The sequence below is a fragment of the Mesorhizobium sp. 113-3-3 genome, from assembly GCF_016756495.1.
Classification (GTDB): Bacteria; Pseudomonadota; Alphaproteobacteria; order Rhizobiales; family Rhizobiaceae; genus Mesorhizobium.
Window position 1 is genome coordinate 2,202,889 of record NZ_AP023243.1, and the last position, 13,381, is coordinate 2,216,269.

General features: G+C 64.8%; 10 protein-coding genes. 8 read left to right on the plus strand and 2 right to left on the minus strand.

Translation table 11 applies throughout. The features are described 5' to 3' along the window. Positions 1–5: 5 nt before the first annotated feature. From JG746_RS10725 to amaB, 7 genes are all read left to right on the plus strand, one after another. On the plus strand, positions 6–2,417 hold the full coding sequence (locus JG746_RS10725; protein WP_202358106.1) for a circularly permuted type 2 ATP-grasp protein: 2,412 nt from the start codon (positions 6–8) through the stop codon (positions 2,415–2,417). 130 nt (positions 2,418–2,547) lie between these two features. Further along, positions 2,548–3,432 (plus strand): transglutaminase family protein, encoded by an 885-nt coding sequence (locus tag JG746_RS10730; protein ID WP_202358107.1) that lies wholly within the window; start codon positions 2,548–2,550, stop codon positions 3,430–3,432. A gap of 146 nt (positions 3,433–3,578) precedes the next feature. Then, complete coding sequence (locus tag JG746_RS10735) at positions 3,579–4,517, plus strand: glycosyltransferase family 2 protein (protein WP_202358108.1); 939 nt, start codon at positions 3,579–3,581, stop codon at positions 4,515–4,517. 105 nt (positions 4,518–4,622) lie between these two features. Continuing rightward, positions 4,623–5,714, plus strand: a complete 1,092-nt coding sequence (locus JG746_RS10740; protein WP_202358109.1) for a DNA topoisomerase IB — start codon at positions 4,623–4,625, stop codon at positions 5,712–5,714. Positions 5,715–5,812: 98 nt separating this feature from the next. Further along, positions 5,813–6,187, plus strand: a complete 375-nt coding sequence (locus JG746_RS10745; protein WP_127275602.1) for a YciI family protein — start codon at positions 5,813–5,815, stop codon at positions 6,185–6,187. Further along, positions 6,184–7,458: an RNA polymerase sigma factor gene (locus tag JG746_RS10750; protein WP_202358110.1), complete on the plus strand. Its 1,275-nt coding sequence runs from the start codon at positions 6,184–6,186 to the stop codon at positions 7,456–7,458. Before JG746_RS10745 ends, JG746_RS10750 begins: the two co-directional genes overlap by 4 nt. A gap of 180 nt (positions 7,459–7,638) precedes the next feature. Then, entirely contained in the window at positions 7,639–9,153 is a 1,515-nt protein-coding gene (gene amaB / locus JG746_RS10755; protein ID WP_446721195.1) for an L-piperidine-6-carboxylate dehydrogenase, read from the plus strand. Positions 9,154–9,244: 91 nt separating this feature from the next. Here amaB and JG746_RS10760 read toward each other — a convergent pair whose 3' ends face one another. Both JG746_RS10760 and JG746_RS10765 read right to left on the minus strand, forming a co-directional pair. After that, entirely contained in the window at positions 9,245–10,111 is an 867-nt protein-coding gene (locus JG746_RS10760; protein ID WP_202358111.1) for a hypothetical protein, read from the minus strand. Between the two features lie 235 nt (positions 10,112–10,346). After that, positions 10,347–11,174 carry a hypothetical protein gene (locus tag JG746_RS10765; RefSeq protein WP_244730732.1) on the minus strand — a complete coding sequence of 276 codons (828 nt, stop codon included), beginning with the start codon at positions 11,172–11,174 and terminating at the stop codon, positions 10,347–10,349. Positions 11,175–11,583: 409 nt separating this feature from the next. On the opposite strand from JG746_RS10765, the gene JG746_RS10770 reads away from it, so the two are divergent. Next, complete coding sequence (locus JG746_RS10770) at positions 11,584–13,374, plus strand: ShlB/FhaC/HecB family hemolysin secretion/activation protein (protein ID WP_244730733.1); 1,791 nt, start codon at positions 11,584–11,586, stop codon at positions 13,372–13,374. Positions 13,375–13,381 lie beyond the last annotated feature (7 nt).

Below are 13,381 nucleotides of genomic sequence, written 5' to 3' on the forward strand. Positions count from 1 at the left end.
CAGCGATGGCAAAGGGGAATCACAAAAGGATACGCGGCAAGCCGCAGATCCACAGCCTGCTGGAGCACTACCAGCCGATCGACGGCGTCGTCGACGAGATGGTCGACGCCGCAGGCAATCCCCGTCCGGTCTGGAAGCATTTCATCGAGGCGCTCGACGATCTCGGCGCCGAAAAGCTCGGCCAGCGCTTTGCCCGCGCCGACCAGTATCTGCGCGATGCCGGCGTTTACTACCGTGTCTATGACAAGGCCGGCGCCAATGAGCGCGAATGGCCGCTGGCGCACGTGCCGCTGCTTATCGAAGACGCCGAATGGGCGGCGATCAGCGCCGGGCTCGTGCAGCGCGCCGAGCTGTTCGAGGAAACCATCGCCGATATCTATGGGCGCAACCGGCTGATCGAAAAAGGCATCCTGCCGGCCGGATTGATCGCGGCCAGCCCCGAATATTTGCGGCCTGTCGTGGGTACCACGCCGGCCGGCGGCCACTACCTGCATTTCTGTGCCTTCGAGCTTGGCCGCGGGCCTGACGGCCAGTGGTGGGTGCTGGGCGACCGCACACAGGCCCCGTCCGGCGCCGGCTTTGCGCTCGAGAACCGCGTCGCCACGACGCGCGCGCTCTCCGATATCTATGGCGAGATGCATGTGCACCGGCTTGCCGGCTTCTTCCGTCGCTTCCGCGATGCGCTGATCGGCATGGCCAGGGAAAGCGAAGGCCGCGTCGCCATATTGACGCCAGGGCCGCTCAACGAAACCTACTACGAACACGCCTACATCGCCCGCTATCTCGGCATCATGCTGCTTGAAGGGGAGGACCTGACCGTTTCCGGCGGCAGGCTGATGGTGCGCACCGTTTCCGGGCTGATGCCGATCAGCGTGCTCTGGCGGCGCCTCGACGCCGCCTTCGCCGATCCGCTCGAATTGCGCCCGGATTCGCAGATTGGCACGCCGGGGCTGGTCGAGGCGATCCGCCAGGGGGCGGTGGCGACAGTCAATGCGCTGGGCTCGGGCCTGATGGAAACGCGTGCACTGCTCGCCTTCCTGCCCAAGATCGCGCGCGAATTGCGCGGCGAGGAGCTGCTGCTGCCGAGTGTCGCGACATGGTGGTGCGGGCAGGCGACCGAACGCGCCCATGTGCTTGCCAATATCGACCGCATGGTGGTCGGCCCGGCGCTCTCGACGAGACTTGCCTTCGAGGATGACGGCCAGACCACGCTCGGCTCGACGCTGTCGGCCGGCGAGCGGGCCGAACTGGTGGCGCGCATCGAACGCGATGGCGGCGCCTTCGTCGGCCAGGAAGCGGTGACGCTGTCGACGACGCCGGTCTTTGTCGGCGGCTGGCTGGAGCCGCGGCCGGCGAGCCTGCGCGTTTATCTGGCGCGCACGCCCGATGGCTGGACGGTGATGCCGGGCGGGTTCGCCCGCGTCGGCCTGTCGCTCGACCCGACGGCGATCGCCATGCAGCGCGGCGGCCAGGCGGCCGATGTCTGGGTGGTCAGCGACAGGCCCGTCGAGCGCGAGACGCTGCTGCCGCAAGAGGGCGACAGCTTCACCCGCACCAGGCCGGGCAGCCTGCCCAGCCGCGCGGCGGAGAACCTGACCTGGCTCGGCCGCTATATAGAGCGCTCGGAAGACACGGTGCGCATCCTGCGCGCCTACCATGTGCGGCTGGCCGAGACGTCCGATCCGGACATGCCGCTGCTGGCCGACATCAGGGACTATCTCGAACCGTTCGGCATCGACGTCTCGACGGCGATCCCGTTGGGGCTGATCGGCACACTCGACAGCGCCGTCTACAGCGCCGGACAGATTCGCGACCGCTTCTCGCCCGACGGCTGGCTGGCGCTGAAGGACCTGTCGAAGACCATCCATCAGTTCGCCAAGACGGTGGCGCCGGGCGACGACGCGACACGGGCCATGACCGTTATCCTGCGCAAGCTTGCGGGTTTCTCCGGCCTTCTGCACGAGAACATGTACCGCTTCGCCGGCTGGCGCTTCCTCGAGATCGGCCGGCGGCTGGAGCGCGGCATTCAGATCGCCCGCACGCTGTCCCGGCTGACCCGCGCCAAGGCGCCGGACGGCGCGCTCGACATGATGCTGGAGATCGGCGACAGCGTCATGACCCATCGCCGGCAATATCCGGTGCAGGCCGGCCGGCGCACGGTGATCGATCTTCTGGCGCTCGATCCGCTCAATCCGCGCTCGATCCTGTTCCAGTTGGAAAGGCTGAAGGCCGAGATCGGCCTGTTGCCGTCGGTCGGCGGCGAGGGTCACATGTCGCCGGCGGCCAAGGAGATCCTGCAGCTCAACACGGCCATCGCCATCAAGGAGCCTTCGGACATGACGGCAAAGGCGCTGGATGAACTCGCCTATGAAATCGGCGGTCTCTACAACAGCCTCGCCAAGGCCTATTTCGGCTAGAGCAACTCCAGGAAAAGTGTGAAACGGTTTTCCGTCCGGAATTGCGTCAAAACAAAGAGTTAGGCAGGTTGCGCAAAAAGTGTCGCGCGGTTTTGCGACAGGAACCTGCGCCAGGACAGAAAAGTTTCGCATGCTTTACGACATCAGGCTTCATCTCCATTACGATTATGCCGCGGCGGCGGGCGGCGGACGCCACCAGATCCGCGTGCTGCCATCGACGATACCAGGCGTGCAGCGCGTCATTGCCGCATCGCTGTCCTTTGCCCCGGCGCCCAACGAGCGTTCGGATTTCTCCGATTTTTTCGGTAACAACGTCACCTCCATCGCCTTTCGCGACGCGCATGACGCGCTCGACATCAGGATGAGCGCTCGCGTTTCGGTGTCGCGGCCGGAACCCGGGCTCGACGTGTCGCCCGATATCGGGCGGCTGCGGCAGGAACTGGCCGCGGTGCGGTCGCTGGCGTCTGCCTCGCCGCACCATTTCCTGGCGGGAAGCGCTCACTCCGGCATCGATGCGGCGATCACCTCCTATGCGCGGGACAGCGTCGGCACCTCGGCCGCGGGAACGGCAATGGACCTGTGCAATCGCATCCATCGCGACTTCACCTATGACGGCGAGGCGACCACCGTGCGGACCCGGGCCAGCGATGCCTTCAAGCTGAAGCGCGGCGTTTGCCAGGACTTTTCGCACATCATGATCGCCGGCTTGCGCGGGCTCGGCATTCCGGCCGGCTATGTCAGCGGCTTCCTGCGCACCATACCGCCCAAGGGCAAGCCGCGGCTGGAAGGCGCCGATGCCATGCATGCCTGGGTCAAGGTCTGGTGCGGGCGTGACGCCGGCTGGCAGGAGTTCGACCCGACCAATGGCATGCGGGCCAGCAACGACCATATCACCGTCGGCTATGGCCGCGACTATTCCGACGTCGCGCCGATCGTCGGCGTGCTGAAAACCACCGGCGGACAGGTCGGCGAGCAGGCTGTCGACGTCATTCCGGTTGCGCTCGAGAAGGTATGAAGCGGCTGAAAAGCGCGAAGCGTTCCGCCATTGCAATTCTGGGTGGACGAAGCGACTTCTCAAACATAGAAGGGGCCGCTAATCTCCATTCGTTTCGAGGGACAGCCATTGTTGCTGCCAATGGGCGCGGGCGCGGGGTCTTGTAATTGAAAGCGGTCAGCGTCGTCATCCCTGCCTACAATGCGGCGGCCACTATCGCGACGACGCTGGCGTCGCTTAGCAGTGAGGCCGAGGTTATCGGCGAAGTCCTGCTGGTCGACGATGCGTCGACTGACAACACGGCCGATGTCGCACGGCAGGCGGCGGCGCAATTGGCTTTGCCGCTGCGTGTGCTGCCGGCCGAATGCCGCGACGCCGGCGCCGCCCGCAACGTGGCGCTGGCGCAGGCGCTCCATCCCTGGGTGTATCTGATCGACGCCGACGATCTGCATCTTCAGGGCGGATTGCGCGCGCTGCTGCGGCAAGCGGAGAACCAGCCGAAAGCTGGCATGATCGTTGGCGCCTACCGGCGGCGGGTGAATGGCCAGGATCGGCAGATCAAGGTTCCGAACGGCTATCAGGCTGCGTGCCTGGCAAATGCTTCGGCCTATGTGAAAGGCGACATACGCTCCGTCGCCGTGGGCAGCGTGCTGGCATCCCGGCAACTGATCGGCGATACGCGGTTTCCGGTGGGCCTTGCCTATGACGAGGACACGCTGTTCTGGGCACGGCTGATGAGCAAGGCTTCGCTGGCCATGACTCCGCAACCCGTGATGGTTTATGAGGTTTCGCCGGCCCGCTCCGACGACCGCTTTGCAATCAACCCGGTGCGGCGCTTCCTGGAATGGCGAAGGGAATTGCGCACGCTCACCGATTGCGGCATCCCGGTTTCGGCGCTCAAGACCAGGGAAGGGCTCGTCGCCCTCAAGATTGCCCGCGTCCATTATGCGCGCGGCGACCTCGACATCGCGGCGCGCTTCCTGGCAGTGGCCGCGGCTGCGCCAAAGCGGCGCTCAGAAGCCTGGCGCTGCCTGCGCTACAGGCTCAAGCTCGCGGTGCGACGGCGGCTGTCGGCGCCACGGGTAGAACTGCAAGGCGTCTTGTAGTCGTAAGGTTCCGCCATTCGCGTATCGCGGCCAGCCGACTTTCGAGCGGGCGTGGAACCAGCAGTCGGCCAGCAGCTTATCTACGCATATTTGCGTGGAGCTTACATGCTGCAGAGATCCGGATTGTCGCTCAGCCGGTCGGCTGACGGGGATGTTGTGCCGAGGAATGGGGCGCAAAGCGCGGCCGAGCGCGCCGCGCTGACCTATGTCAGCGATGCCGAGCCTGGTATCCGCCGGCTGAAGACCAGCAAAGGATTTTCCTACAAGGGACCGGACGGGAAAGTGGTCTCGGATGCCGTCCGGGCGCGCATTGAGGCGATCGTCATCCCGCCGGCCTGGACGGATGTGTGGATCTCGCCTGATGCCGACGGGCATATCCAGGCGACCGGAAGGGATTTGCGGGGGCGCAAGCAGTATCGCTATCATCCGCAATGGGCCGAAGAACGCGACGGCGCCAAATATTCCAGCCTCGTTGCCTTCGCCGAGAGCCTGGCCGAGCTGAGGCGCACGATAGACAGCGATCTGCGCCGCCACGGCCTGCCGTTCGAACGTGTCGTCGCCGCCGTCGTCTGGCTGCTCGACAACACGATGATCCGCGTCGGCAATGCCGCCTATGCGCGCGACAACAAAAGCTTCGGCCTGACGACGTTGCGCGACCGCCATGTCGATATCAAGGGATCGAGCCTGCGCTTCGCCTTCAAGGGCAAGTCCGGCAAGGAATGGAAACTGAAACTGGTTGATCGCCGCATCGCCGGCATCGTGCGGGGTGCGCAGGATCTGCCCGGCCAGAAACTGTTCCAGTATCTTGACGGGGACGGCAACAGGCGCCCGGTCCGCTCCGACGACGTCAACCGCTATATCAGGGACGCCGCCGGCGATGCGTTCAGCTCCAAGCATTTCCGCACCTGGGGCGGCACCATCCACGCCGCGTCGCTGTTTGCACAGACGGAACTGCCCGAAAGCCAGACACAGCAAAAGCGGGTGATGAACAGCGTCATCGACAAAGTGGCCGAGCGGCTGGGCAACACCCGTGCGGTCTGCCGCAAATGCTATATCCACCCGCAGGTTTTCGAGGCCTGGTCGCAGGGACGGTTGCTGGCCGAAATGGCGGAGGCCAACAAGCGCAAGCGGTCCATGGAAGGTCTCGATGACGAGGAAGCGCTCGTGTTGAGATGGCTGAAAAGGCACGAAGGGTGACGCGCAACAATTGGCGGTCGCCATGTCAGATTTTTTTATCGACGCCGTGTCGGGATCGGTCATACTGTTTCGTCCTTTGATACAGAAAAGGACCAGCCATGCTCTACGCCATACTCTGCTATGCCTCCGAAGACGTCGTCAGCTCCTGGAGCAAGGCGCAGGACGACGAAGTCATGGCCAATCTCCTCAACGTTCAGGACAAGTACGCAAAGGCCGGCCGGCTTGGCCCGGTGGCGCGGCTTTTGCCGACGACGGCGGCGACGACGCTGAGGAAAGTGAAAGGCGAATCGGTCGTCATCGACGGGCCATTCGCCGAGACCAAGGAGCAGTTCCTCGGTTTCTACACGCTCGAATGCGCCGATCTCGACGAGGCTGTCGAATTCGCCCGTGAGCTCTCCGAGGTCAATCCGAGCGGCGGCTCCTACGAAATCCGGCCGGTCTCGGTGTTCAATCCCACCGGTGTTGCCGTATGACCGAACTTGCCTGGATCAGCTCCGCGATCAGCGCCGCCCGCCCGCAGGCAATGGGCGCGCTGCTGCGCTATTTCCGCGATCTCGATACGGCGGAGGAAGCTTTCCAGGATGCTTGTCTCAGGGCGTTGAAGAACTGGCCGCAGAACGGGCCGCCGCGCGATCCGGCGGCCTGGCTGATCTTTGTCGGCCGCAACAGCGGCATCGACGCGGTGCGCAAGCGCGCCAAGCAGGCACCGATGCCGGAAGAGGACCAGATCTCCGATCTGGAGGATGCCGAGAGCGACATCGCCGAGCGGCTGGACGGCGCGCATTACCGTGACGACATATTGCGGCTCTTGTTCATCTGCTGCCATCCCGATTTGCCGGCGACGCAGCAGATCGCGGTCGCGCTGCGCATCGTCTCCGGTCTCACCGTCAAGCAGATCGCGCGTGCCTTCCTGGTCGGCGAAAGCGCCATGGAGCAGCGTATCACCCGCGCCAAGGCACGCATCGCCGAAGCCGGTGTGCCGTTCGAGACGCCGGGCGCTGTCGAGCGCTCCGAGCGTCTCGCCGCGGTGGCGGCAATGGTCTACCTGATCTTCAACGAAGGCTATTCGACCAACAGCGGCGAGGCACCCGCCCGCGCGCCGCTATGCGAGGAGGCGATCCGGCTCGCCCGGCTGCTGCTGCGGCTGTTCCAGACCGAGCCGGAGATCATGGGGCTGACGGCGCTGCTTTTGCTGCAGCATGCACGCGCGCCGGCCCGCTTCGACGAAGACGGCGAGATCGTGCTGCTCGAGGACCAGGATCGCGGCTTGTGGAGCCGCAAGATGATCGACGAGGGGCTGGCGCTGGTCGACAAGGCATTGCGCCATCGCAAGCCGGGTCCCTATCAAGTGCAGGCTGCTATCGCCGCTTTGCATGCCCGGGCAGAGAAGGCCGAGGACACCGACTGGGTGGAGATCGACCTGCTCTACGGGCTGCTCGAACAGATGCAGCCGTCGCCCGTCATCACGCTCAACCGCGCGGTGGCGGTCTCCAAGGTGCGCGGCCCGGAAGCCGCCCTTGCCATGATCGAGCCGCTGGAGCCGAGGCTTTCCGGCTATTTCCACTTCTTCGGCCTCAAGGGCGGGCTTTTGATGCAGCTCGACCGGGGCGAGGAGGCGCGTGTCGCCTTCGACCGGGCCATCGCGCTCGCCAACACGGCGGCGGAAGCGGCCCATATCCGCATGCATATCGATCGTCTGATGAAAGACGGCGCCGTGCGCGTGCCGGCGAAAAAGGCCAACTGAGCCGCATTTGCCCATCTGGCTCAACGGTGTCACCAGGGCTTAGACCATGCCGGGGTGGCGATTTTCCCTCGAAACGAGTAAGGCCACGCCATGACTGTGCCTGAGGTGCCTTGTCGGCGCGCGGGCGAATGGCGCGAGGCGTTGACCCGACGCCATATGATGACTCTGAAAGGGACAAAAATGACCATAGCGAAGGAAACGACCGAGCTTCTGGCGAAACTGGGTGTGGCCAAGGACACGCTTGTCGGCGGCGACCTGATCGTGCGCAGCCCGGTGACCGGTGAGCAGATCGCGGCGCTGAAGACGATTTCGCCCGCCGATGCGGCCAAGACCATCGATGCCGCGCACAAGGCATTCCAGTCCTGGCGGCTGGTGCCCGGCCCGAAGCGCGGCGAACTGGTGCGGCTGCTCGGCGAGGAATTGCGTGCGCACAAGGCCGAGCTTGGCCGGCTGGTTTCGATCGAGGTCGGCAAGATCCCGTCCGAGGGGCTCGGCGAAGTGCAGGAGATGATCGACATCTGCGATTTCGCTGTCGGTCTGTCCCGGCAATTGTACGGCTTGACCATCGCCACCGAGCGTCCTGGCCATCGCATGATGGAAACCTGGCATCCGCTGGGCGTGGTCGGCGTCATTTCCGCCTTCAACTTCCCGGTCGCGGTGTGGTCGTGGAATGCGGCTCTCGCTCTGGTCTGCGGTGACGCGGTGGTGTGGAAGCCGTCGGAAAAGACGCCGCTGACGGCGCTTGCCTGCGAGGCGATCTTCAAGCGCGCGGTCAAGCGTTTCGGCACTGATGCGCCGCAGGGACTGGCGCCGGTGCTGATCGGCGACCGCGCCGTCGGCGAGATCCTGGTCGACCATCCCAAGGTGCCGCTGGTTTCGGCCACCGGCTCGACCCGCATGGGCCGCGACGTCGGCCCGCGCCTGGCCAAGCGCTTTGCGCGTGCCGTGCTGGAGCTCGGCGGCAACAATGCCGGCATCGTCTGCCCGACCGCCGATCTCGACATGGCGCTGCGCGCCATCGCTTTCGGCGCCATGGGCACGGCCGGCCAGCGCTGCACGACGCTGCGGCGCCTGTTCGTGCATGAGAGCGTCTACGATGCCCTCGTGCCGCGCCTGAAGAAGGCCTATCAGAGCGTCTCGGTCGGCAATCCGCTGGAGACCTCTTCGCTGGTCGGGCCGCTGATCGACAAGGCGGCCTTCGACGCCATGCAGAAGGCGTTGAAGGAAGCCGCCGCCCATGGCGGCAAGGTGACCGGCGGTACGCGCGTCGAGAACGGCCACCCGGATGCCTATTATGTGCATCCGGCTCTGGTCGAGATGCAAAGCCAAGTCTCGCCGGTGACCGAAGAGACGTTCGCGCCGATCCTCTATGTGATGAAATATTCGGATTTCGACGCCGTGCTCGACGAGCACAATGCCGTGGGCGCCGGCCTGTCGTCGTCGATCTTCACCCGCGACCTGCAGGAATCCGAGCGTTTCCTTGGGGTCGACGGTTCGGATTGCGGCATCGCCAACGTCAATATCGGCACGTCGGGCGCGGAGATCGGCGGTGCCTTCGGCGGCGAAAAGGAAACCGGCGGTGGGCGCGAGAGCGGCTCCGATGCGTGGAAGGCCTATATGCGCCGCGCCACCAACACGGTGAACTATTCCAAGGCACTGCCGCTCGCTCAGGGCGTCTCCTTCGACATCGACTGAGGACGCCGAAATCTGCCCGAGGTCAGCGTCGGTGATGCTCGGCGGGCATGACGGATTCGGGCATCCCCCCGAGCGGGGGATGCCGCACCGGTCAGCGGCCGGCGGTCGGACCAAAGGCTTCGGCGAAAGCGGTATCGATGATAGCCAGCTTCACCGCCTGGGCGGTCATGTATTCCTGACAGAAATCGCGCGACACCCACATCACCGAATTGCCGCGCTGGCCGAGCCAGCCGATGCTGCCGAGGTCCTCGGCGGCGCGCAGCTTGCGTGCAAGGTGCGTTCGCGACAATTTCAGCCACTCGGCGAAATCGCCGATCGAGACAATGCCGGTTGGGATCCGATCGAGGCCGGTGTGGTCGGGATCGACGCCTGAGAACAGCCAGTCCATGACGACGCCGCCATTGTTGAGCCAGGTGAAGAGGGAAAAGGTCTGCTTGGGCTCCCGCACCGGGTTGGACGAGAGCAAGCCATCGGCAATCCCTGGCTGCACCATGGCGAGTGCGTCCGGCCGGGCCAGGAACAGGGCCAGCCGGCTCGCACCGTCGAGACTGTCGAGCGTGTGCAGATGCGCCATCAACCAGCCTATGACGGGCCCCAGCGAGGCCGGCGCCGGCTGCAGGGGGCGGATGCGGCCGTCCTGTGTCGCGGGCAAATACTCGATGAAGCCGTAGTGCAGCATCTCCTTGATGAAGGCGTCGGCGGTGTTGCGGCTGGCCACGGAATTCTGGCGGATCACATCGATGAAACGCGCCGTCGTCAGCTCCTTGCGATAGTCGCCGGGCTCCCGCCGGAAATGCAGGGCAAGGCCGATATGGGCCATCAGCCAGCGTTGCTGGGTGGCGAACACCGAGGAAAGCCGCGGGTTCGTCTCATAGATCTGGTTCATCGCCTGCGCTTGAGCGCGGACACAGCGATGCAATGCCGGATGACCGGCAATGTCTTCCGATGATAGCGTCATTCTCCCCCGCTGCGATAAGCCCCCTTGTCGCGACGCGAAAGTACATTTTCAGCCTTCGGGGCTCGTGTCCAGACGCCGGCCATCAATAGTGGTTGAATGCGTACGGTGGCACAGTCAAGGACGCAGCCTCAGCGCTGCGCGGAAGCGCAAATCGGTATCTCTTCTTGTGCGGCCTGATTGCGGACGGAAATCCGCCTCACGCTTCCCCACAATCGGCCCTTGCGCGGGGCGCTGCTCAGTCACCGCCTTGCGATGACGGAAAACAAGCCTTGAAGGCGCTGTCGACGACCGCAAGCTTCGCGGCTTGCACGGTCATGTATTCCTCGTAGAATCCATGCGACACCCACATCACCGAATGGCCGCGTTGGCCGAGCCAGCCGATGCTGCCGAGTTCCTCGGCGGTGCGCAGTTTGCGGCCGAGATGGGTCCGCGACAGCTTGAGCCATTTGGCGAAATCGCCGATCGAAACGACGCTGGTCGGAATCTGCTCCAGCCCGGCATGGTCCGGATCGATGCCGGACATCAGCCAATCCATGACGATGCCGCCATTGTTGAGCCAGATGAACAGGGAAAAGGTCTGGTTGGGTTCACGCACCGGCTTTGAAGCCAGCAGGCCGTCAGCGATCAGCGGCTGCAGCGTGGCAAGCATGTCGGGCTGGTCCAGATATCTGGCCAGCCGGTCACCGCCATCGATATGGTCAAGCGTGCGCAGATGGGCGGTTACCCAGCCGGTGAACCGCTCGATGGTGGCCGCTGTCGGTTGCAGGGGATGCGTGCGGCCGTCCCCGCCCGCCACATACTCGGCGATGTTGTAGTGCAGCATCTCCTTGATGAAAGCATCCGCCGTGTTGCGGCTGGCCACGGCGTTCTTGTGCACGACCTCGATGAAACGCGATACGGTCAGCTCCGTGCGGCGGTCGTTGGGGTCGCGCCGGAAATGCATGGAAAGGCCGACATGGGCCATCAGCCAGCGCTGTTGCGTGGCAAAGATGGAAGCCAGTCGCGGCGTCTCCTCATAGATGCGGATCAGGGACTGAGACTGTTCCTGAACGTAGCGGTGCAAGGCCGGGTGGGCCGCTATGTCTTCCAGATTCAGCGCGGATCTCCTGATCTCTTGAATCAACTCGGATAGCGAAATTGCGTTCCCTATTTTTCAGCCTTCAACACTTGTGTCCAGACGTACCATTTGCGGAGGACAGGGCCAGCCGAGGCTCGGATCGACAGCGACGGGTTCATGGTTCAGTCCGCTAACTGATTGCTATGGCTTGGAAAACCCCGCCCAATAATAGTCAGCCGAACCGCCGCCCGTTGAATTGACCTTGCTTGGGGCCAGGCATAGTTTCCGCCTCATCCGAGCGGCGGGGGCACGCCTTTCGGACATGAGTGCAGACCAGACGTGGTTTTGACGAGCGATAAGACATCGCGCGCCGGCGAAGCTTTGCCGCGTTCTACTTCGAAATGCGAGTGACTGCGTGGATTATCGAAAAAAAATCGCGATTGGCAATAATGCCGACGGCCTGCCCGTCCTGGGCGGGCCGTTGGCGCGTGGAATATTGCCGATCCTGCTGGCCGCCTCGGCATGCCTGTCGGTTCAGACCAGTGCGTTCGCCGAGACCGCCAGCCAGATCACGCCGCCAAGCTTCCGGCCGCCGCCGCAAACCAACACGGTTGGCGTCTCCATCCCGGAAGGTTCGGGCCTCCAGGCGCCGGCAGGCGCCGAAAGGCTCAAGGTCAAGCTCGGGGATGTCAGCGTCGAAGGCGGCCTGCCCGCCATGGCCGAGGCGACGCGCAAGATCGTTTCGGGCCTAGCCCATCGTACGGTGACGGCAGCGGGGATCTTTGCCGCGGCCCGCGCGCTGGAGACCGAATACGGCCGCGCCGGCTATGCGCTGGTCCGGGTCGTGCTGCCGGCGCAGAAACTCAACGACGGTGCAAGGCTCAGGCTCGTCATTATCGACGGATATCTCGAACGGATCGACACCAGCGACCTGCCCGAGCGCATACGCGGGCGGGTCGAGGCAACGCTGGCGCCGCTGGTCGGGCAGAAAAGCATCAAGCTGTCGGCGATCGAGCGCAAGCTGCTTCTGGCCGGCGACACGCCGGGCGCCAGGCTGCGCTCGACCTTGCAGGCCGGCACGGCGAAGGGCGCCAGCGTGCTGGTCATCGACGGCAAGTACCGCCCGCTTGGCGGCCAGGTCACCGTGGACAACTCGCTTTCGCCGTCACTGCAGCGCTGGTCGACAGGCGTCGGCGTCGATTTCAACTCGCTGCTTGGGCTCGGCGAACTCGTCTATGTGCGCGTTGGCGGTTATCCCGAGGGCGGCGAGAGTGGCCTGTTCACGGATGCGCCGCGCAACCGCAACTATGCCGCCGGCATCGTCGTACCGATCGGCTATGACGGGCTGACGCTCAACCTGGAAGCCACCCGCACGCGCGCCAACCCGACCGCCGAGCCCGGCACGCTCGGCTTCGGCAGTGAATTCGAGCGCTATTCGGCCAGGCTTCGCTATCCCTGGATACGCAGCCGCGAGCTGACCGTCAGCAGCGAACTTTCCTTCGACGCGCAGAACGATTTTCTCAATGCGGTGACACCGATCTCGTTGCCGATCGCCGAGGACCGGCTGCGCATCGTCAGGTTCGGCACGGACGCCACCTGGTTCACACCGCTCGGCGGGGTCTTCACCGGCAATGTCGTGGCCTCGTTCGGCATTGACGGGCTCGGCGCGCGCTCGGCCGCCGACGCCACGCCGCTGCTGCCGCTGTCGCGCCAGGGGGCCGATGCCGACTTCCAGAAGCTCGAGGTATCGGCCAGCTACAGCCAGCCGCTGGCCACCCATCTCGGCCTCGATCTCTATGCCCGTGCACAGACCTCGTTCGGCAAGCCGCTGCTGCAGTCGGAGCAGATCGGGCTCACCGGCCCCAACGGCCTGTCGACATTCGACGCCGGCGCGATGCAGGGCGATTCCGGCTATGTGCTGCGCGGCGAGGTGTCCTCGCCTTGGTATGTGCCGTTCACCGGCGGCATCGTTTCGCTGTCGCCCTATGTCTTCGGCGCTGTCGGCCAGGTCCATCTCGAAATGCCGACCGTGCTGGAGACGGCCGACATCGTCGGCGCGTCCTACGGGCTCGGCCTGAAGGTCGGCACGGCGCTAGCGGGCGATGTGACCAACGCCAGCCTGACGCTGGAATGGGGCCGCCAGCACCGCGACGACCATCTGCCGACCAGCGATCGCTTTTCGCTCGCCGGCGCCATCCAGTTCTGAGGCGTGA